Annotated in this window: 16 protein-coding genes; 5 read left to right on the plus strand and 11 right to left on the minus strand. The window is 58.4% G+C overall.

The genetic code is table 11. The annotated features are described in order from the left end of the window. Positions 1 to 12: 12 nt before the first annotated feature. The 7 genes from rffG to trxA all read right to left on the minus strand — a co-directional run bounded on the left by rffG (position 13) and on the right by trxA (position 7,864). A complete protein-coding gene (gene rffG, locus FT726_RS02550; protein WP_215800478.1) occupies positions 13 to 1,089 on the minus strand; it encodes a dTDP-glucose 4,6-dehydratase in 1,077 nt (358 codons plus the stop codon). Then, complete coding sequence (wecC, locus tag FT726_RS02555) at positions 1,086 to 2,345, minus strand: UDP-N-acetyl-D-mannosamine dehydrogenase (RefSeq protein WP_346302367.1); 1,260 nt, start codon at positions 2,343 to 2,345, stop codon at positions 1,086 to 1,088. The genes rffG and wecC overlap by 4 nt, the downstream gene beginning before the upstream one ends. Positions 2,346 to 2,347: 2 nt before the next feature. Then, positions 2,348 to 3,472, minus strand: a complete 1,125-nt coding sequence (gene wecB, locus FT726_RS02560) for a non-hydrolyzing UDP-N-acetylglucosamine 2-epimerase (protein WP_166712334.1) — start codon at positions 3,470 to 3,472, stop codon at positions 2,348 to 2,350. Positions 3,473 to 3,482: 10 nt separating this feature from the next. Then, the gene (wzzE, locus tag FT726_RS02565) at positions 3,483 to 4,532 is read right to left on the minus strand and encodes an ECA polysaccharide chain length modulation protein (RefSeq protein ID WP_346302368.1); all 1,050 of its coding nucleotides are present in this window, start codon (positions 4,530 to 4,532) and stop codon (positions 3,483 to 3,485) included. Between the two features lie 37 nt (positions 4,533 to 4,569). After that, positions 4,570 to 5,646 (minus strand): UDP-N-acetylglucosamine--undecaprenyl-phosphate N-acetylglucosaminephosphotransferase, encoded by a 1,077-nt coding sequence (gene wecA / locus FT726_RS02570; protein ID WP_021506990.1) that lies wholly within the window; start codon positions 5,644 to 5,646, stop codon positions 4,570 to 4,572. Positions 5,647 to 5,926: 280 nt separating this feature from the next. After that, positions 5,927 to 7,186 (minus strand): transcription termination factor Rho, encoded by a 1,260-nt coding sequence (gene rho / locus FT726_RS02575; protein WP_021506991.1) that lies wholly within the window; start codon positions 7,184 to 7,186, stop codon positions 5,927 to 5,929. Between the two features lie 345 nt (positions 7,187 to 7,531). Next, positions 7,532 to 7,864, minus strand: a complete 333-nt coding sequence (gene trxA, locus FT726_RS02580; RefSeq protein ID WP_021313352.1) for a thioredoxin TrxA — start codon at positions 7,862 to 7,864, stop codon at positions 7,532 to 7,534. 116 nt (positions 7,865 to 7,980) lie between these two features. Here trxA and rhlB point away from each other — a divergent pair, with 116 nt between their 5' ends. Both rhlB and ppx read left to right on the plus strand, forming a co-directional pair. Then, a complete protein-coding gene (rhlB, locus tag FT726_RS02585; protein WP_031279615.1) occupies positions 7,981 to 9,276 on the plus strand; it encodes an ATP-dependent RNA helicase RhlB in 1,296 nt (431 codons plus the stop codon). 6 nt (positions 9,277 to 9,282) lie between these two features. Then, positions 9,283 to 10,767: an exopolyphosphatase gene (gene ppx / locus FT726_RS02590; protein WP_031279616.1), complete on the plus strand. Its 1,485-nt coding sequence runs from the start codon at positions 9,283 to 9,285 to the stop codon at positions 10,765 to 10,767. A 141-nt stretch (positions 10,768 to 10,908) separates the two neighbouring features. Here the strand turns inward: ppx and rep are convergent, their stop codons facing one another. After that, positions 10,909 to 12,930, minus strand: a complete 2,022-nt coding sequence (gene rep / locus FT726_RS02595) for a DNA helicase Rep (RefSeq protein WP_288421159.1) — start codon at positions 12,928 to 12,930, stop codon at positions 10,909 to 10,911. 200 nt (positions 12,931 to 13,130) lie between these two features. Here rep and ppiC point away from each other — a divergent pair, with 200 nt between their 5' ends. Continuing rightward, positions 13,131 to 13,412: a peptidylprolyl isomerase PpiC gene (gene ppiC, locus FT726_RS02600; protein WP_288421161.1), complete on the plus strand. Its 282-nt coding sequence runs from the start codon at positions 13,131 to 13,133 to the stop codon at positions 13,410 to 13,412. Here ppiC and FT726_RS02605 read toward each other — a convergent pair whose 3' ends face one another. Then, the gene (locus FT726_RS02605; protein WP_058775505.1) at positions 13,413 to 15,473 is read right to left on the minus strand and encodes an AsmA family protein; all 2,061 of its coding nucleotides are present in this window, start codon (positions 15,471 to 15,473) and stop codon (positions 13,413 to 13,415) included. A gap of 61 nt (positions 15,474 to 15,534) precedes the next feature. Then, positions 15,535 to 16,308 (minus strand): cyclic-guanylate-specific phosphodiesterase, encoded by a 774-nt coding sequence (gene pdeH, locus FT726_RS02610; protein WP_021506997.1) that lies wholly within the window; start codon positions 16,306 to 16,308, stop codon positions 15,535 to 15,537. A gap of 283 nt (positions 16,309 to 16,591) precedes the next feature. Between pdeH and FT726_RS02615 the strand changes: the two genes are divergently transcribed. Beyond that, positions 16,592 to 17,530, plus strand: a complete 939-nt coding sequence (locus FT726_RS02615; RefSeq protein ID WP_346302369.1) for a sugar kinase — start codon at positions 16,592 to 16,594, stop codon at positions 17,528 to 17,530. A 396-nt stretch (positions 17,531 to 17,926) separates the two neighbouring features. Then, on the plus strand, positions 17,927 to 18,799 hold the full coding sequence (locus FT726_RS02620) for an alpha/beta hydrolase (protein ID WP_058758092.1): 873 nt from the start codon (positions 17,927 to 17,929) through the stop codon (positions 18,797 to 18,799). 133 nt (positions 18,800 to 18,932) lie between these two features. Here FT726_RS02620 and FT726_RS02625 read toward each other — a convergent pair whose 3' ends face one another. Then, positions 18,933 to 20,447 carry a pitrilysin family protein gene (locus FT726_RS02625; RefSeq protein ID WP_260641735.1) on the minus strand — a complete coding sequence of 505 codons (1,515 nt, stop codon included), beginning with the start codon at positions 20,445 to 20,447 and terminating at the stop codon, positions 18,933 to 18,935. Positions 20,448 to 20,480 lie beyond the last annotated feature (33 nt).

The following is a 20,480-nucleotide window of genomic DNA, read 5'->3' on the forward strand; positions in this document are numbered from 1 at the left end:
CTGCATGCGTGCTTAATGCGGGGTGGCTAAGCCCAGACGCTCGCCGCGATAACTGCCGTTGAGAATCGCCTGCCACCACTGCGGATTGGCCAGATACCACTGCACGGTTTTGCGGATGCCGCTGTCGAATGTTTCCTGCGGCGTCCAGCCCAGTTCACGGGCGATTTTACTGGCATCAATGGCATAGCGCAGGTCGTGGCCGGGACGATCGTGAACAAAGGTGATCAGTTCCCGGTAGCTGCTCAGCCCGGCAGCGCGCTGTTGCGGTGCCAGCTCATCCAGCAAATCACACAGCGTCTCCACCACCTCAATATTGCGCCGCTCGTTGTGGCCGCCAATGTTGTAGGTCTCGCCCACTTTGCCGCTGCTGACCACGGTGTACAGCGCGCGGGCGTGATCTTCCACATACAGCCAGTCACGAATCTGGCTGCCGTTGCCGTACACCGGCAGCGGCTTACCGGCCAGCGCATTGATAATGGTGAGGGGAATCAGTTTTTCCGGGAAATGGTAAGGCCCGTAGTTGTTGGAACAGTTGGTGACCACCACAGGCAGTCCGTAGGTGCGCAGCCACGCGCGCACCAGATGGTCGCTGCTGGCTTTGGTCGCCGAATAAGGGCTGCTCGGGGCGTACGGCGTGGTTTCGGTAAAGAAATCTTCCGTGCCGTGCAGATCGCCAAACACCTCGTCAGTAGAGATGTGGTGCAGGATGAAGCCTTTCTTGCGCTCATCCGTCATGCCGTTCCAGTAATGGCGCGTCGCCTCCAGCAGCTGGTAGGTGCCGACAATATTGGTTTCGACAAAGGCGATTGGTCCGTCAATCGAGCGGTCCACGTGACTCTCAGCCGCCAGATGCATGATGCAGTCCGGCTGGTACTGCGCCAGCACGCGATCCAGCGCGGCGCGGTCGCAGATATCGACCTGCTCAAAAGCAAAGCGCGCATCCTGCTCGACCGGTGCCAGCGACGCCAGATTGCCGGCATAGCTCAGCTTATCCACCACCACCACCCGGTGGTCGGTATTGGCAATCAGGAAGCGCACCAGCGCGGAGCCAATAAAACCGGCGCCGCCGGTGACTAAAAACTGTTTCATCGCCAGACTCCTTTGGTATCCACAATCCACGACTGCGTCACCTGTTCAGGGGTGACGGCGCGGAACTGCGCATGATCGACCAGCATCACCAGAATGTCGGCGTGTTGCAGGGCATCAGCCAGCGACACCAGCGTAGCGCGTTCGGCGAGCTGCGGCGGAATATCCGCCACATGCGGCTCGACCACCCAGGTGCGGCCGCTGTGCCAGCCCGCAATACGCTGCGCCACCGACATCGCCGGGCTTTCACGCAGGTCATCGATATTAGGTTTGAATGCCAGACCGAAGCAGGCAATGGTCACGTCCGTGGCACGCTTGCCGCTGGCCGTCAGACACTCGGCCAGCGCCCGTTTAACCTGATCCAGCACCCAGCCCGGCTTGGCATCGTTAACCTCACGCGCGGTCCGGATCAGCCGTGCCTGCTGCGGGTTTTGCGCCACGATAAACCACGGGTCGACCGCAATGCAGTGGCCGCCAACGCCCGGTCCCGGCTGCAGGATATTGACGCGCGGATGGCGGTTCGCCAGCGCAATCAGTTCCCACACGTTGATCCCCTGTTCGGCGCAGATCAGCGACAGTTCATTGGCAAAGGCGATGTTCACATCGCGGAAACTGTTTTCCGTCAGCTTGCACATCTCTGCGGTGCGCGCGTTAGTTTCCACACACTCGCCGCGCAGGAAAATGCGATACAGCTCGCTGGCGCGCGCCGAACAGGCCGGCGTCATGCCGCCAATCACACGGTCATTTTCCAGCAACTCGACCATCACTTTCCCCGGCAGCACGCGCTCCGGGCAGTAAGCGATAAACACGTCAGGCTGCTCGCCATGCTGCGGGAAGCGCAGATCCGGGCGCGCCGCCGCCAGCCATTGCGCCATCTGTTCAGTAGCGCCCACCGGCGAAGTTGATTCGAGGATGACCAGATCGCCGGCCTTCAGCACCGGCGCAATCGACAGCGCAGCCGCCTGCACGTAGCTGAGATCCGGCTGATGATCGCCGACAAACGGCGTCGGCACGGCAATCAGAAAGGCGTCGGCAGCTTCAGGCTGGGTGGTGGCGCGCAGGTTGCCGTTGTGCACCGCTGCACGTACTACGTCGCCCAGCTCAGGCTCGACGATATGAATTTCGCCGCGATTAATGGTTTCCACCGCGCGCGCATTGATATCCACGCCGATGACCTGTTTCCCGTGCGACGCAAAAACGGCTGCCGTCGGCAGCCCAATGTAGCCCAGTCCGATAACGGAAATGGTTGAAAAACGCATAGTTAAACTCTGTGTTGTTTAAGTGCCTGCAGGATGCGCGCGCAGGCATGGCCGTCGCCATACGGATTGTGCGCGCGACTCATCGCCTGCCACGCCTCGTCGTCCTGCAATAGCAGGCTGACTTCAGCAACAATTTTATTCACGTCGGTGCCGACCAGCTTCACCGTACCGGCCGCGACCGCTTCCGGCCGCTCGGTGGTTTCGCGCATCACCAGCACCGGTTTGCCCAGCGACGGCGCCTCTTCCTGGATGCCACCGGAATCGGTAAGAATCAGCCAGGCGCGATTCATCAGCCAGACAAACGGCAGGTACTCCTGCGGCTCAATCAGAATGATGTTGTTGATACCGCTCAGAATACGGTTCACCGGCTCGCTGACGTTAGGGTTGAGGTGCACCGGATAGACAATTTGCAGCTGCGGATGCTGACGCGCCAGCTGCGCCAGCGCGCTGCAGATGCGTTCAAAGCCTTCGCCAAAGCTTTCGCGCCGATGGCCGGTAACCAGAATCAGCTTTTTGTCGGCCTCAAGGAACGGGTAACGCGCCGCCAGGCGGGCATTGAGATCGGCATCATCCAGCACGCGATCGCGTACCCACAGCAGCGCGTCGATCACCGTATTGCCGGTGACGAAAATGCGCGCATCGGGCAGATTTTCGCGCAGCAGGTTTTGCCGGGAATTTTCTGTCGGCGTGAAGTGATAGCTGGCGAGATGGCCGGTCAGGGTGCGGTTGGCCTCCTCCGGCCACGGTGACATCAGGTTACCGGTCCGCAGACCCGCCTCAACGTGGCCCACCGGAATCTGATGGTAAAACGCGGCCAGGCTGGCGGCAAAGGTGGTGGTGGTATCGCCGTGCACCAGCACGACGTCTGGCTGGAAGTCCGCCAGCACGGTTTTCATGCCCTGCAAAATGCGGCTGGTGATCTCGGTCAGCCCCTGTTCGGGCCGCATAATATTGAGGTCATAGTCGGGCTGCAGCCGGAACAGGCGCAGTACCTGGTCAAGCATTTCACGATGCTGTGCCGTCACGCACAGGCGCGATTCGAAGGCAGCATCCTGCGCCAGTGCCTGCACCAGCGGAGCCATTTTGATCGCTTCAGGGCGCGTGCCAAATACAGTCAGAACTTTCACGCGGATTCTCTTAGTGACGGTTGGCGAATGTTGCACGCGGACGACGCACCAGCGCTACGCCGGCACCCACCAGCGCACCGATCGCGCCCCACATCACCATCATAAACAGACGACGTGGGCTATCGCGGCTGACCGGCTCTTCCGGCGTGCGCAGGTAACGGTAGGTCTGGAACGGTTTATCCAGGCGCGGCCCGGCCTGCAGTGTGTTGAGCATCGCCCTGTTTTGATCATAGCTTAAATCGTAAGCAGGTCCGCTGGCTTGCAGGGTATCCAGTTGCGCCTGCAGCATCTGCTGCCCCAGCAGGAAGCGATCGCTGTCCGGCAGCGCTTCACCGCTGACCGGCGCGCGGTTCTCTTTAATGCCCTGCTGGCTGGCTACTTTCAGCGCCTGCTCGATGCGCTGGCGACGGCGATCAAACACCGCCTGTGCCACTTCCTGCTGACGACTGACCTGCGCCTGCAGCTGCACGCTGCGCGCCTGCCACGCACCTTTAAGCTCATCGTTGAGATGGCGCGCGGCGCGTTCGCTGGCATAGGCAATGTACTGCCGCAGCAGATTGTTGGCGTCGCCGGCGGTCTCCGCGATCAGCTTAATGTTATCCAGCGTATTGTGGGTGGTATCAGCCGGGGTGAACTGAATGTTGGTGATCAGATCGTCGAGCAGCGCGGCATCATTGTGCGCATTACCGCTTTTTCGGCTCTTATAGTAATCAGTCTGCAGCCAGAAATCGCGACGCGTATCCCACGACGCCAGCTGCATGGTGAACTCCTGATAGACCTCATCCATCACCGTCGGCGCTGGCGTATTCAGGCTGACGGTCTCGTTGCGCACATCCAGATTATTGAGGAACTGCTGCTGCACAAAGAATGCGCCCAGCATATTCACCGTCGGCCGATCGGTCACCGCCGTGGCGCTCCAGGATTGCTTCATTAACATGGAAGCCAGCCACGCCAGCAGCGCAAACAGCAGCGCCAGGCCAATAATCCAGCCTTTGCCACGCCACAGCGTGCAGCTGAGGCCGCGTACATCCAGTTCGTTCTCCACAACGACAGAGGTCATAACAAAAGTGTCCTTATCCGGGTACTTATCTGGGTAATTATTTTTTCTCTTCGCCGCTGCTTTGCCAGCGACGTTTGATACGACGGATTTTGCGCGCGACGCGCCATGCATGTTTCAGGCAATAACCGTAAAGGAGGAAAGCGGCGAGGAATAGCGCCAGCATGACCCACTCGGGAATAAATGCCAGATATTCGCCCAGCACGCCAATCCCGGCCAGCAGCGCGGCGGCCACGGTAATCAATAAAAATGCCTGCCGGGAGGTAAAACCGGCCCGCATGATCAGGTGATGGATATGCTGACGATCGGCCGAGAACGGGCTCATGCCCTTGCGCAGGCGACGATACATGATCGCCACCATGTCCATCAGCGGAATAGCAATCAGCCACAGGGCGGTGACTGGCGTGATGGGATGGCTGAGGCCCTGCGTCGTTTCCAGCAGAATCCAGATGATGGTGAAGCCGATCATGGTACTGCCGGCATCACCCATAAACACTTTATAACGGCGGCCTAAAAAGCCGAGATTAAGCAGAATGTAGGGAATGGTGGCGGCGATCATCGCGAAGCACCACATCGCCAGGCTGGTCTGTCCGTCAAAATAGAGGATGATGCCCATCGCGGCGAAGGTGACGCAGGATAAGCCACCCAGCAGGCCATCAATACCGTCCACCATATTGAAAGCATTGATCGCTGCCCATACCGCGAACAGCGTCAGCACATAGCCGAAAGGCCCGACGATCAGCTCGACCGGACCAATGATAAACCCCAGGCTCAGTAAATAGAGTTTTGCCCCGACCATCATCACGATGGCAATCGCCGCCTGAACCACGGCACGGATTTTGACGCTGATATCAAAGCGGTCATCGAGCGCGCCGACCAGCACCAGTACCCCGGCGCAGAAGAGGTACAGCACGGCGTGCGGCAGATAATAATTTGAGATGGCAAAGGCGAAGCAAATCCCCGCATACACGGAGATACCGCCGACTAACGGAATGGCGCCATGGTGTCGTTTTCTGGAATTCGGCGTGTCCACAAGCCCAATTTTTTTAGCCGCTTTACGAGCAAAAAACAGGAACGCTAAAGAAAAAAGAAATACTAAACCAAGCTCAGTACTCATAGTGAGTAAATTCACGTTAACGCTCTCAGCTAAAATCATGGGCAACAATAAGCAATTTTCCCGCCATTGCTGTATATCCCTGGTCTGAATTCTGTCGCAGCGCGTGCGTTTGCTGAAAAAACCGCCGCTTTGCTGCCTCAGTCAATATGTCTGCTTCCTGACAGGCATAATCCTAATGCCCACAAATGAAAAACGCCACGTTAAGACGTGGCGTTAGTCATAAATCCTGGCAATTTGTGCCGTTAGCCGGCTGGCTCAGGCCGTTACCGGCGGCAACAGATTACGAGCGTTTCATCATATCGAAGAATTCGTCGTTGGTTTTGGTCATTGCCAGTTTATTGATGAGGAACTCCATCGCATCAATTTCACCCATCGGATGGATGATTTTGCGCAGGATCCACATCTTCTGCAGCTCTTCCTGAGAGGTGAGCAGCTCTTCTTTACGCGTACCGGAACGGTTGTAATCGATAGCCGGGAACACGCGCTTCTCAGCGATTTTACGTGACAGGTGCAGTTCCATGTTACCTGTGCCTTTAAACTCTTCGTAAATCACTTCGTCCATCTTCGAACCGGTATCAACCAGCGCGGTGGCGATGATGGTCAGGCTGCCGCCCTCTTCCACGTTACGTGCCGCACCGAAGAAACGCTTCGGACGATGCAGGGCGTTGGCGTCAACACCACCGGTCAGGACTTTACCCGACGCCGGCACTACGGTGTTGTAGGCGCGCGCCAGACGGGTGATGGAGTCCAGCAGGATGATAACGTCTTTTTTGTGCTCGACCAGGCGCTTAGCCTTCTCGATCACCATCTCTGCAACCTGCACGTGACGCGAGGCCGGCTCGTCAAAGGTAGACGCGATAACTTCGCCTTTCACCAGACGCTGCATTTCGGTCACTTCTTCCGGACGCTCGTCAATCAGCAGCACCATCAGCACGCAGTCAGGGTAGTTGTACGCGATGCTCTGCGCGATGTTCTGCAGCAGCATGGTTTTACCGGCTTTCGGCGGTGCGACGATCAGACCACGCTGACCACGACCGATTGGCGATGCCAGATCCAGCACGCGCGCCGTCAGGTCTTCGGTCGAACCGTTACCACGCTCCATGCGCAGACGGTTGTTCGCGTGCAGCGGCGTCAGGTTTTCAAACAGAATCTTGCTACGGGCGTTTTCTGGCTTGTCATAGTTAACTTCGTTAACTTTCAGCAGCGCAAAATAGCGTTCACCTTCTTTCGGTGGGCGGATTTTGCCAGAAATGGTGTCACCAGTGCGGAGGTTGAAGCGGCGGATTTGGCTGGGAGAAACGTAGATATCATCGGGACCGGCGAGGTAGGAGCTGTCTCCGGAGCGGAGGAAACCAAATCCATCCTGCAGTATCTCCAGCACACCATCACCGAAGATGTCTTCGCCGCTCTTCGCGTGTTGTTTCAGGATGGCGAAAATAATGTCCTGTTTGCGCATACGCGCCAGGTTTTCCAGCCCCATATTTTCGCCGAGAGTAATCAGCTCAGAAACCGGCGTATTCTTTAATTCGGTAAGATTCATAGTGATGGTTCTTAAACTCGGGGTAATTCTCGAAATGTTTGTCGTGAATGGTATGGCAAAAATTCCATGCCTGTTAATGGCTCTTTTTCAACGCTGCTCGACGGTTATCGTCAGATGTGGCGATAGGAAGCGAGGAGACGGTCGAAAGGTGATGCCGAATGTGCTAGCCGTCAGATTGCCAAACCACGAAAACGTTCAATGCGAGCTGGGTCTGACAAGGGAAAACTTTAGATGCAAACTACAAGGTAAGTGCGTAATGCAGTGAGGTCAACTTAACACGCCTGAAGGGAGACGTCCAGCAGTGGCGAAAAAATTCACCACTGCCGAACAAACACCGCGCCGGGCTTAGGCCAGGTTAGCGTTCAGGAACTCTTTCAGCTGACCTTTAGACAGCGCACCCACTTTGGTCGCCGCCACTTCGCCGTTCTTGAACAGCAGCAGGGTCGGGATACCGCGAATACCGTATTTTGGCGCAGTACCTGGGTTTTCATCAATGTTCAGCTTGGCGATGGTAAGCTTACCGTCGTACTCTTCTGCGACTTCGTCGAGAATCGGGGCGATCATTTTGCAAGGACCACACCATTCAGCCCAGAAATCTACCAGCGTCACACCGTCGGCTTTCAGCACGTCAGTGTCGAAACTGTCATCGGTCAGGTGAACGATTTTATCGCTGCTCATGTTTAACTCCAAAGATTATGCCTGGCGAATTGGCGTAAAATATACCAACGTAGGTTGACTTTATTTCATCGGATACGCTTTCGTAAAGCGATAGTAAGCTGATATTCTACCACACTATGAGCAAAACACACTTAACAGAACAGAAGTTTTCCGACTTCGCCCTGCACCCACAGGTAGTGGAAGCCCTTGATAAGAAAGGCTTTCATAACTGCACGCCGATTCAGGCGCTCGCGTTGCCTTTTGCGCTTTCAGGGCGTGATGTCGCGGGTCAGGCGCAAACCGGTACCGGCAAAACGATGGCGTTCCTGACGTCAACGTTTCATTATCTTCTTTCTCATCCTGCTGCTGAAGGCCGCCAGGTTAATCAGCCACGCGCGCTGATCATGGCACCGACGCGTGAGCTTGCGGTGCAGATTCATGCCGATGCCGAGCCGCTGGCGCAGGCCACCGGTCTGAAGCTGGGCCTGGCCTATGGCGGCGACGGCTATGACAAGCAACTGAAAGTGCTGGCAGACGGCGTCGATATTCTGGTGGGCACCACCGGACGCCTGATTGACTACGCCAAACAAAATCACATCAACCTCGGCGCCATTCAGGTCGTGGTACTGGATGAAGCAGATCGCATGTTCGATCTCGGCTTCATTAAAGACATTCGCTGGCTGTTCCGCCGCATGCCGCCGGCCACCCAGCGCCTGAGTATGCTGTTCTCGGCCACGCTTTCTTATCGCGTACGTGAACTGGCGTTCGAGCACATGAACAACGCCGAATACGTTGAAGTTGAGCCCGAGCAGAAAACCGGCCACCGCATTAAAGAAGAGCTATTCTACCCTTCGAACGAAGAGAAGATGCGTCTGCTGCAGACCCTGCTGGAAGAAGAGTGGCCGGACCGCGCCATCGTCTTCGCCAACACCAAGCACCGCTGTGAAGATATCTGGGGCCACCTGGCTGCCGATGGTCACCGCGTGGGCCTGCTGACCGGCGACGTGGCGCAGAAAAAACGCCTGCGCATTCTGGACGACTTCACCAAAGGTGATGTGGATATCCTCGTTGCCACCGACGTCGCCGCGCGCGGCCTGCACATCCCGGCAGTTACGCACGTCTTCAACTACGACCTGCCGGACGATCGCGAAGATTACGTGCACCGCATTGGCCGTACCGGTCGTGCTGGCGCCAGCGGTCACTCCATCAGCCTGGCCTGTGAAGAGTACGCGCTTAACCTGCCGGCGATTGAAGAGTACATCGGTCACGGTATTCCGGTGAGCAAGTACAACAGCGACGCCCTGCTGAGCGACCTGCCGCCACCGAAACGCCTGCAGCGTAACCGCTCGGGCAACGGTCCACGTCGCGGTGGCAACAACAGCAACCGTCGCGGCGGTGCCCCGCGCAACAACAACCGTAAACGTTCGGGTTAAGCACACATGCTAAGCGCATCGTCACTTTATGCTGCGATTGATTTAGGTTCTAACAGCTTTCATATGTTGGTGGTGCGCGAAGTGTCCGGCAGTATTCAGACCGTCGCGCGAATTAAACGCAAGGTGCGTCTGGCGGCAGGTCTTGATGCGGCCAACCATCTCTCGGCTGAGGCGATGCAGCGCGGCTGGCAGTGCCTGCGTCTGTTCTCCGAGCAGTTGCAGGACATTCCCCCGGAACAAATCCGCGTGGTGGCAACCGCCACGCTGCGCATTGCCAGCAACGCGCAGGATTTCCTGACTCAGGCGGAACAGATTCTCGGCTGTGCGGTGAACGTCATCAGCGGCGAGGAAGAAGCACGCCTGATCTATCAGGGTGTTGCGCACACCACCGGCGGCTCTGATCAGCGGCTGGTGGTCGATATCGGCGGCGGCAGCACCGAGCTGGTGACCGGCGAAGGTGCGCACGCCACGACGCTGTTTAGCCTGTCGATGGGCTGTGTGACCTGGCTGGAGCGCTTCTTCAGCGATCGTCATCTCGCCAAAGAGAACTTTGCCCAGGCCGAACAGGCCGCACGTGAAATGATCCGTCCGATTGCGCCGGCACTGCGAGAGAAAGGCTGGCAGATTTGCGTGGGCGCGTCCGGCACCGTCCAGGCGCTGCAGGAGATCATGGTGGCGCAGGGCATGGATGAGCGCATCACTCTGAGCAAACTGCAGCAGCTCAAACAGCGTGCCATTCAGTGCGGCAAGCTGGAGGAGCTGGAGATTGAAGGGCTGACGCTGGAGCGCGCGCTGGTGTTTCCCAGCGGCCTGTCGATTCTGATCGCCATTTTCCACGAGCTGAGCATTGAGAGCATGACGCTGGCCGGCGGCGCACTGCGCGAAGGGCTGGTGTACGGCATGCTGCATCTGCCGATTGACCGCGATATTCGCAGCCGCACGCTGCAGAACGTTCAGCGTCGTTTCGCCATTGATGTTGAGCAGGCGGGCCGCGTGCGCCAGCTGGCAGAGAGCTTTTTCCGTCAGGTGAGCAGCAGCTGGAAGCTGGATCAGCGATGTCGCGATTTACTCCTCAGCGCCTGTTCAATCCACGAAATTGGCCTGAGCGTCGATTTCCGCCAGGCACCACAGCACGCCGCGTATCTGATTCGCCATCTCGATCTTCCTGGTTTCACCCCCGCACAGAAAAAAATGCTGGCCTGCCTGCTGCAGAACCAGAGCGGCAGCATTGATCTGGCGCTGCTGACGCAGCAAAACGCCGTGCCGCCGCGCATGGCAGAGCGGCTGAGCCGTCTGCTGCGGCTGGCAATTATCTTCTCCAGCCGGCGGCGCGACGACACGCTGCCGGCGGTGCGTCTGCAGGCGGATGATGATGCGCTGCACCTGACGCTGCCGGCAGGCTGGCTGGCTGCGCATCCGCTGCGCGCCGAGCTGCTGGAGCAGGAGAGCCATTACCAGTCGTATGTGCACTGGCTGCTGACGATTTCCTGATCGAACCTGCTGCTGCTGCGTTGGAAAACGCCCGGCAACTGCGCCTTTACGCGAGTGAAGTTTGCTTTGCCGGGCGCTTTGCCTCTGCGGCGCGCGCAACAGATTTCGCCAGAGGCCAGTCTTGCGGCTGTGACGAAACCATTACCCCTTCTTCGCGTTCTCCAGCATCGCACGTAAGCCGGCGACACGCGTTTGCCCGGTTTTCACCCGCTCTTCGGCGCTGATCACCTTTTTCTCACGCTCCCACGCCACATCATCCTGCGGCAATTCCAGCAGGAAGCGGCTTGGTTCCGGACGCACCAGCTCGCCGTACTGACGGCGCTCGCGGCACAGGGTAAAAGTCAGCTCTTTCTGCGCGCGGGTGATGCCCACGTAGGCCAGGCGACGCTCCTCTTCGATATTGTCCTCATCGATACTGCTCTGATGCGGCAGCAGCCCCTCTTCCATGCCCACCAGATAGACATAGGGGAACTCCAGCCCTTTCGAGGCGTGCAGCGTCATCAACTGGACCTGATCGAGCTCTTCGTCACTCTCACCGCGCTCCATCATGTCGCGCAGGGTAAAACGCGTCACCACCTGCGCCAGCGTCATCGGCTCGTTAAGTTCGTCGCCCTCCAGCATTTCGGTCATCCACTGAAACAGCGTATTGACGTTCTTCATGCGCATTTCCGCTGCTTTCGGGCTGGGGGAGGTTTCGAACAGCCAGCTTTCATAGTCGATGCCGCGAATCAGGTCGCGCACCGCATTCACCGGTTCACGCTCGGTGAGCTGAACGATTTCATTCAGCCAGTGGGTAAAGCGCTGCAGATGCTCCAGCCCACGCCCGGAAAGCGTCTGTTCCAGCCCCATATCAAAGCTGGCGTTAAACAGGCTTTTGTTGCGCAGATTGGCCCACTCACCCAGCTTCTGCAGCGTCGCGGGGCCGATCTCGCGGCGTGGCGTGTTTACGATGCGCAGAAACGCGCTGTCATCTTCCGGATTGGTCAGCACGCGCAGATAGGCCAGCAAGTCTTTGATTTCCGGCCGCGAGAAAAACGACGTGCCACCGGAGATGCGATAAGGAATACGGTTCTGCATCAGCAGCTTTTCAAACACGCGCGACTGATGGTTACCGCGATAAAGAATCGCGTAATCTTTGTACTGGGTTTTATTGATAAAGTGATGGGCAATCAGCTCGCCCGCCACGCGCTCGGCTTCGTGATCTTCGTTGTTGGCGCTCAGCACTTTCAGCTCGCTGCCCTCGCCCAGCTCAGAGAACAGCCGCTTTTCAAACACGTGCGGATTGTTGGCGATGAGGATATTGGCGCATTTAAGAATACGCTGCGTCGAGCGGTAGTTCTGCTCCAGCTTCACCACTTCCAGCGCCGGGAAATCCTCTTTCAGTAGCACCAGGTTCTGCGGCCGCGCGCCGCGCCACGAGTAGATAGACTGATCGTCATCACCGACCACGGTAAAGCGCGCCCGGGCGCCGACCAGCAACTTCACCAGCTCATACTGGCTGGTGTTGGTGTCCTGATACTCATCCACCAGCAGATAGCGGATGCGCTGTTGCCAGCGTTCGCGCACTTCCTGATTCCGCTGCAGCAGCAGGGTCGGCAGCAGAATCAGATCGTCGAAATCCAGCACGTTACAGGCTTTCAGATGCTGATCGTACAGCGCGTAGCAGTGGGCAAAAATCTGGTCGCGCTGCGATTTGGCGAGGCCGGCCGCGCCCTGCGGATCGACGAGGTCGTTTTTCCAGTTTGAGATGGTAGAAATCAGCTGCTGCAACAGGGTTTTATCTTCTTCCAGCCACTGTTTGGTCAGGTCCTTAAGCAGCGCCAGCTGATCCTGATCGTCGAACAGCGAGAAGGTCGATTTCATGCCGAGCGCCTTGTACTCGCGCTTGATGATCTCCAGGCCCAGCGTGTGGAAGGTTGAGATCATCAGGCCGCGCGCCTCTTTGCGTCCCAGCGTTTGCGCCACGCGTTCTTTCATCTCGCGCGACGCCTTGTTGGTGAAGGTCACCGCCGCGATATGGCGCGCCTGATAGCCGCATTCACGGATCAGATGGGCGATTTTATTGGTGATCACGCGGGTTTTACCGGAGCCCGCACCGGCCAGCACCAGACAGGGACCGGTGACAAATTCGACAGCACGTTGTTGGCCGGGATTAAGACGCATAACGTAATTTCACTCAACAATTCGTTTAACAGGGACGATCCCCTAAATAGTTCGAATTGCAGGAAGGCGGCAAGTGGGTGAGTCTCCGGGAGCTTACAATAGTAAGTGACCGGAGCGAACACACGCAGCCAACGCATCTGCAATTTGAAGTATGACGGGGATATAATGCGTCGCACATTATACATAACGGGAACACCATCATGGCGAAAACCGCGGCGGCTTTACATATCCTGGTGAAACAGGAAGCGCAGGCGAAAGCGCTGCTGGCGCAGCTGGAAAAAGGCGCGAACTTTCAGCAACTGGCAAAAAAACACTCGACCTGCCCGTCCGGGCGTAACGGGGGCGATCTGGGGGAGTTTCGCAAAGGGCAGATGGTGCTGGCATTTGATAAAGCGGTGTTCACCTGCCCGCTGCTGCAACCTTACGGACCGGTGAAAACCGCTTTTGGCTACCACATCATCAAAGTGCTGTGGCGTAACTGATCACTTTTTGCTTTTCATCTGCTGGAGTACGTTGCTGCACTGATTGTCATCGGTGTCGCTCGGCGAAATCAGCGCCAGCAGTGCAGCTGCCGGCGCGACCACCGCCCCCAGCGCGACGGCTGCGGCACCGCGCGCCAGCAGCGGACCGGCTTTGACTCCGGCATCCGGGTTTTTGAAGGTGCCGCGCACATACAGCGGCGAACGCAGCGTAATGATACGAATGCCCTTGCTCTCCGGATTGATCGACAGATCCAAGCGCTCATTAGCAAAGTTAGCGTTGCCGGTAACGTTGATCACCGCGTTCTCGGTATCGAACACGAACAGCCGCGGCGTCGCCAGTCCCTGACGGATATTCAGGTCGGTCGCGGCACAGTTGATGCGCACCTCATCGTCGCCAAACAGTTTACCCACCACATAGTTACCAACGTTCAGCCCGGCAATCTCCATCAGGCTGCGGCTGATCAGGCCATCGTTCATCAACAGTTTCAGCTCGCCATTGCTGGTGCCCAGCAGGTCGGCCACCGAATTGCCGGTGCCGGTCAGACTGGCATCCCCGTTGAGCTGGCCGAGACTACGCTGCATGGCGGTGACATCCGGGAACAGCTGACGCAGTTGCAGCTTGCGCGCATGCAGGTCGGCGCGGCCGCGCATCGGTGAGCGATCGCCCTCCAGATGGATGGTCGAATTAATGCTGCCGCCGGCCATGCCGAAGCGCAGCGGATCCAGCAGCAGGTCGCCATTTTTCAGCTGCAGATGGGTATAGAGATCGCTGAGCGGCAGCTTGCTGCTGTGCTCGATACGCTTGCCGCTGAACTTCACGTCAGCATCCATCACATCCCAGTTTTTGGTATCGAACTTGTCATGTGGCAACACGCGATCCGCCGGCTGGGTGCTGGCCTCACCGCGCTGCGCTTTGGCCTGCGCCGTTTTTTCACTGCCTTTGCCGGAGTTAACCCCAATCAGCGGCCCAAGGTCCGCCATACGCAGCTGGTTCGACGTCAGCTCGCCGCTCAGCGTCGGACGCGGTTTGCCCTGACGGTAGCTGAGCGAACCGTGAATATCGCTGTCACCAATATGACCGTTGAATTTTTCGTAGCGGAACAGCGGCCCTTTCTCTTCGTTGAAACGCGCAATCAGATGGCCGTCAGTTTCATACGGTGGCGTGTCCGGCAGCAGCACGCCGGTTAAGCCGTACAGATTTGCCAGCGTGTCGCCGGAGAAGCGCAGCCGCACATCCAGCCCGCCGAGATTGAGCGGATCCTGCAGGGTGCCATCCACGCGCACACGTGTGGTGCCATTGCGTACGTCGAGCTGCAACGGGAACGGCGTGGTTTTGCTGCGCAGCGACAACATACCGCCAATCTTACCGTCGCCATCGAGTTTCTGGTTGTTGTAGGTCCCGCTTGCCTGCCAGCCAAACACAAAATCGCCGGCCCCTTTTTGCTGGTCGTTGCCGCCCGCGACCTGCGCGTACGGCACCGGTTTGCCCAGCGGATTGATCTTTACCGTGACATCGGCTTTGTTGATGGCGTCGCGATAGCGCAGCTGTCCCTGATCGAACAGGATGTTATCAAGGCGGAATGACCATGCCGAAGGCGGCGCGTTGGGGTCGCTGTTTTCGCTGCTGGCGAGGTTGAAGGTCCAGTTATTTTTCTTGTCGGCGGTCTGCACCAGTCGCGCATCCGGCTGCTGCATCTTAATCCACGGCAGGTAAATCTCTTTGTGCAGCAGCGCCAGCGGCGCCAGCGTGGCTTCCACCCGCTGCAAATGCACCATTGTCACTTCCGGCACGCTGGGCGGATTACCGAGCATGACATCGTCAGCGTGCACCTGCGGCCACGGTACCCAGCTGCGCCAGCCTGGCTCTTCGCGATTGCGCACCCAGGCCACGCCAAGATCGCCGCGAATAGCGAACGGTCGGTTCAGTTCTGCCGAGACTTTCTGGTTGATGGTTGGCTTCAGGCGGTTCCAGTCAAAGGTGGCGATAATCACCACGACCACCACAACCAGCAACAATAAAATCCCGACCACCCAGCTAATTATTTTTCCTGTACGCGACATTTTGCCTCCTCCTTGCCCTTCCACGTCTCCTTAAAGATAGTCGAGACGCGGCAGAACGGAATTACGGAAGCTCAAGTACCAGGTTTTCCAGCTGGTTAAACGGCAGCGGACGTGAAAAATAATAGCCCTGTGCGGCCATGGCGGGCGAGTTGCGTACCTGCTGCCACTCCTCCTCGTTTTCCACCCCTTCGACGATCACGCCGTTACAGTAACGGTTAATCAGCGCCAGCAGCATGGAGAACAGCGAGCGCCCTTCATCACTGGCGCGCAGCAGCATAAACAGCTCGCGCGAGAGCTTGATGTAGTCGTAGCGCAGTTCGGTCAGCGCGGAGAAGTTGGCCATGCCGGACCCAAAGTCATCCAGCCACAGCGGGCCCAGCTCCGGCATCTGTGCCACCATCTCTTCCTGCGGCAGCGCGTGGTGCTCGGTCAGTTCGAAGCGCACCCACGGCAGCTGAACGATCAGCGCGCGCACGGGCGCATGCTGCTGAATGGCCAGTAACGTGGGCCCATCAATATTGACGGAGGCCACCAGCTGACGCTGGCTGAAGAAGGAAGCCCACTGTAATAACAGTTCAAGCTGCTCCTGGACGATGTCGAGACGCTGGGCAATGGTCAACGCCTCGAAATAGTCTTCGGGTGACACGTTTTGCTCCGGTGCGGCGGGATGCACCACGGCGGTAAGCAGTTCAATAGCCAGTAAGCGGCCAGAAACCTGGTAAATCGGCTGGAAAGTGTAGCACCGTTGGCACTGCTGCCAGTAGAGACGGGTTTCCTGTTGTTGCTCAAGTTCGGGAGAAAAAGGCAGCCGATGACTCAAATTCTTCATCACCATGGTGTTTTCCTGGTTGGTATTGAGTGCCTGCAAATAGCATCTCAGTGGCAAGTATCGGCTCTCCCCTGGATAACTTTATTGGTCTGCGCAGCCACACGAGCTGTTGAGTCTAGCAGCGTGTCTGCGGCTTAATCGGCAAAACAACCCCCGGTTTGGCCGCTAAATCGGTGCAGAAGCGCGGTTTTACGCCTTAAGGCAAATTAAAACAGCGTTTTAAAAAGCATTGACGACTGCCATACCAGACGCGAGACTAGAGCGCAGCATTCACTACAGGCCAAACACCATGACGCAGAAAACCATCGCCATTATTGGCGAATGCATGATTGAGCTGTCCGAAAAAGGTGAGAACATCAAACGCGGCTTTGGCGGCGATACGCTGAATACCGCGGTCTATCTGGCACGGCAGAGCGATTCCAGCCAGCTGCGTGTGGAGTATGTCACCGCGCTTGGCACCGACAGCTTCAGCGACCAGATGATCGCGGCCTGGCAGCAGGAGCAGGTGCACACGCAGCTGGTGCAGCGCCTGCCGGACAAAATGCCCGGGCTTTACTTCATCGAAACCGATGCCCACGGCGAGCGCACCTTTTGGTACTGGCGCAGCGATGCTGCCGCGCGCTTCTGGCTGGATAGCCCGCAGGCCGGGGCCATCTGTCAGCAGCTGGCGCATTACGACTATCTCTACCTGAGCGGCATCAGCCTGGCGATTCTGCCTGAGGCCAGCCGCGAAAAGCTGATGGCTCTGCTCAGTGCCTGCCGGCAAAACGGTGGCACCGTGATTTTTGACAACAACTACCGGCCGCGTCTGTGGGCGGATAGCGCCAGTGCGCAGCAGGCGTATGCGGCGATGCTACGCCACACCGATATCGCCTTCCTGACGCTGGATGATGAACACCTGCTGTGGGGCGAACAGCCGCTGGGGGACGTGATTGCGCGCACGCGCGCCGCCGGCGTGCAGGAGATTGTGATCAAACGTGGTGCCGACTCCTGCCTGGTAGCGTGCGGCGACGAGCCGCTGCGGGACGTTGCGGCCATCAAACTGGCTCCGGCGCAGATTGTCGATACCACCGCCGCAGGTGACTCCTTCAGCGCCGGTTATCTGGCGGTGCGCCTCGCGGGTGGCAGCGTGGAGCAGGCCGCAGCGCGCGGCCATCTCACCGCCAGTACGGTGATCCAGCATCGCGGCGCGATTATTCCGCCCAGCGCGATGCCAAAAACCGTTTAACACCGCACACGATTGTCGCGCCGCGCTGCCTGCTGCGCGTCGCGACAATTTCCCCTCTGCCCTGACGAGAAATTGATTATTACGCTGAAAAATATCACCGCGAAAATTTGGCTTAATGACGCAGATTCACCGGGCAATTTTTACTAACGACGCACGCCATCCAGCCTCCTCTCTGCCTGACGCTCACCACTTAAATGCCGCTAATCAGACTGATTTAAATTCAATGCATTACGACGATAAACCCGACCGCCAGGCATAGTCCGAAACTGGCGACGCCGGCGGTTTTCGGCTGGACGATCGCGCGAAAAAAGACCATGTTTTAATCAACCACAGCAGGAAGCTGTCAGGTCGACCGCGAACACAATAACGACAACATGACTCGCTCAGGACAGATTTATGCACACAGAAATTATCAATATCTGGCCGCACGGCGACGCGCCAGGCGCGAGTGACTCGCGCGCTCAGCCGCAGATCGTCGATTTGGCCAGAGAGTTCGAACCTTACGACCGCGCCGCCACCGGTGTGCGCTGCCCGGAGATGGCGATCTGGCATCCGGAAACCTCAAACGGTATCACCCTGCTGGTGGCACCGGGCGGCGGGTATCAGCGCGTACTGATCGACCGCGAAGGCAGCGCCCTCGCCACCTTTTTCACCTCGATGGGCTACACGCTGGCGGTAATGACCTATCGCCTGCCGTACGACGGCCATCATGAAGGACCGGATGCGCCGCTGGCCGATGCCCAGCGTGCGGTGCGCGTGCTGCGCGAGCGCTCACAGCGCGGCCTGAACGGTAAGTACATCGTGATGATGGGCTTTTCCGCCGGCGGACACGTGGCCGCCAGCCTCGGCACCCGCTTTGGCGAAAAAATCTATCCGCTGCAGGATCAGGCCGACAGCCTGTCACCGCGGCCTGATGCAATGGTGCTGCTCTATCCGGTCATCAGCATGCGCGACGGTCTGGCGCATGAAAGTTCACGCACCCGCCTGCTGGGCGCGTGGCCGGATCAGAAAAGCATTGATGCTTATTCGCTGGAGACGCGCGTGCACGGCCAGACGCCGCCGACGCTGCTGATCCACGCCGCTGACGATGAGACGGTTTCCGTTAATAACAGCATGGTGTTTTTTAGTGCCCTGCGGGAGCACAAGGTGCCGGCGGAAATTCACTTTTATCAGAAAGGCGGCCACGGCTTTGGGATTCGTGGCGTGGCGGATCTGCCGCTGGCCAGCTGGCCGATGCTGGTGACCGAATGGCTGCGCGCAAAGACCTGATGCCCCTGCTACGTTGAACCGCAGCGGCGCTGGCGGCGCGCGTTCATCCCGGTCGCTTACGTAAGCTTCTGAGGATGACACCCGTGCCGCCTTACTGCAGCGCACCTTATTGCGGGGATTCATGCGCCCTGGGTCATGACGAGGGTTGAGCCTGATCGGTCGCGCTCGCGCTGCCATTATTTTCGGGTTTAGCCTCATCCGGGGTAGCGGCGGCGGCAGGCGCATCCGGAACCTTCATCACCTTGTCCCAGCTGTCCTGCAGCATCCTGACGTTGGTTTCGGGCTCACCCTGCGGCTGAATCAGCACCATGGTCAGCTCCTGCGTTAACTGCTGGCGCAACTCCTGGTTGAGCTGGTCGCGCGTTAACTCACTGAGAAACGCCTGACGCAGTTTCTGGTACTGCTCCGGCGCGATATCCACCACGGAATTCTGCTGCGAGCGCAAACGTTGCCCCATCAGAATATCGGTGTCGGTGCGCGCGTAGGTGGCAAACAGTTTGTTCAGTTCCAGCAGCTTTTGCGCCATCAGCGCATCAAACTCCTCCTGCGGCAGACCTTTATCACGCACGGTGGCCAGCTCACGCGCCACCTGGTTCAGGTTCTGCGCCAGCGACGCGTTAGGCGAATCCATGTTAATGGCGCACTGCGCACGCTGATACAGCACGCGACAGTCGAAGCCAACCTGCACGTTTTGCGCTTTGCTGTCGGCCAGCGCGCGCTGGACGTGCCAGAACAGCGCTTCGCGCGCCAGATCGCTCTGCCAGTAGCGCTGCAGATTCTGCGAGTCGCGGATTGGCTGCCATGGCGTATCCCACACCAGCGACAGGCGATCCTGCATCATGCCGCCGTTAACCAGGTTGATTGGCTGATGCGGCAGCGGCGACAGCGTGGGCAGCGCCGCGGGCGCCACCCGTTTGCCTTGCAGTGGCGAGAACGCTTTGTTGATCTGCTCCGCCATGCTGCGGCTATCCACGTTGCCCACCACGTACAGCGTCATGCCGTCCGGCGTGTACCACTGCTGGTAAAACGCATTAAGCTGCGCGATATCCACCGGCGCACGCGGCTGTTCGCCCGGATCATGCGCCAGCATGGTCGACCCTTTCAGGCGATAGCGCCACCACACATCCTGCGTATTGGGCGGCCAGGTTGCGATGGGATCGGTGGCGGTCAGTGCGGTCGACACCACCTGCTCATTGATGGTCATTTTACCGGCGGTGGCCGCCAGCCAGCTGAGCGCCTCTTTCAGCAGCTCCGGCCGGTTGTTCGGCAGGCTGAGATTGTATTGGGTGAAATCATAAGATGAGATGGCCGGCGGCAGCGGTCGCTGCGGATCCATCGCCTGTTGCCACAGTGCGCGCTGCTGATTGGTATCCAGCGCGGTGTTATGCACCATTGCCAGACGCGGTAAAAGATGACTGAACCCGGTTTGCTGGGCGCTTTCCACCAGCGAACCGGTATTAACTATCAGGCGCAGCTCGATGCGATCGCTCGGACGTTGTGGTGTGGTCAGCAGCTGCCAGCTGAAACCATTGTCCAGTTTGCCTTCCTGCCAGGCGGGATCAGGCTGAAGTGTTTCGGCGTGGACGCCGAAGCCAGATGCCGCAAGCAGCCATCCGCCAACCAAAAGCCGAATTCTGGTGCCCTGCATGTGAACCCCTACTCAAACAGATAAACGCTCGTG

It is taken from the genome of Pantoea sp. Morm (genome assembly GCF_016643525.1).
GTDB classification, from domain to species: Bacteria; Pseudomonadota; Gammaproteobacteria; order Enterobacterales; family Enterobacteriaceae; genus Pantoea; species Pantoea dispersa.

What these genes read in the sequence shown, in the direction of transcription:
- rho (WP_021506991.1), bottom strand. Translation starts at nt 7,186, where the DNA reads ATGAATCTTACCGAATTAAAGAATACGCCGGTTTCTGAGCTGATTACT.
- wzzE (WP_346302368.1), bottom strand. Translation starts at nt 4,532, where the DNA reads ATGACCTCTGTCGTTGTGGAGAACGAACTGGATGTACGCGGCCTCAGC.
- rhlB (WP_031279615.1), top strand. Translation starts at nt 7,981, where the DNA reads ATGAGCAAAACACACTTAACAGAACAGAAGTTTTCCGACTTCGCCCTG.
- FT726_RS02615 (WP_346302369.1), top strand. Translation starts at nt 16,592, where the DNA reads ATGACGCAGAAAACCATCGCCATTATTGGCGAATGCATGATTGAGCTG.
- wecC (WP_346302367.1), bottom strand. Translation starts at nt 2,345, where the DNA reads ATGCGTTTTTCAACCATTTCCGTTATCGGACTGGGCTACATTGGGCTG.
- rffG (WP_215800478.1), bottom strand. Translation starts at nt 1,089, where the DNA reads ATGAAACAGTTTTTAGTCACCGGCGGCGCCGGTTTTATTGGCTCCGCG.
- pdeH (WP_021506997.1), bottom strand. Translation starts at nt 16,308, where the DNA reads ATGGTGATGAAGAATTTGAGTCATCGGCTGCCTTTTTCTCCCGAACTT.
- FT726_RS02605 (WP_058775505.1), bottom strand. Translation starts at nt 15,473, where the DNA reads ATGTCGCGTACAGGAAAAATAATTAGCTGGGTGGTCGGGATTTTATTG.
- trxA (WP_021313352.1), bottom strand. Translation starts at nt 7,864, where the DNA reads ATGAGCAGCGATAAAATCGTTCACCTGACCGATGACAGTTTCGACACT.
- ppx (WP_031279616.1), top strand. Translation starts at nt 9,283, where the DNA reads ATGCTAAGCGCATCGTCACTTTATGCTGCGATTGATTTAGGTTCTAAC.
- wecA (WP_021506990.1), bottom strand. Translation starts at nt 5,646, where the DNA reads ATGAGTACTGAGCTTGGTTTAGTATTTCTTTTTTCTTTAGCGTTCCTG.
- ppiC (WP_288421161.1), top strand. Translation starts at nt 13,131, where the DNA reads ATGGCGAAAACCGCGGCGGCTTTACATATCCTGGTGAAACAGGAAGCG.
- FT726_RS02620 (WP_058758092.1), top strand. Translation starts at nt 17,927, where the DNA reads ATGCACACAGAAATTATCAATATCTGGCCGCACGGCGACGCGCCAGGC.
- rep (WP_288421159.1), bottom strand. Translation starts at nt 12,930, where the DNA reads ATGCGTCTTAATCCCGGCCAACAACGTGCTGTCGAATTTGTCACCGGT.
- FT726_RS02625 (WP_260641735.1), bottom strand. Translation starts at nt 20,447, where the DNA reads ATGCAGGGCACCAGAATTCGGCTTTTGGTTGGCGGATGGCTGCTTGCG.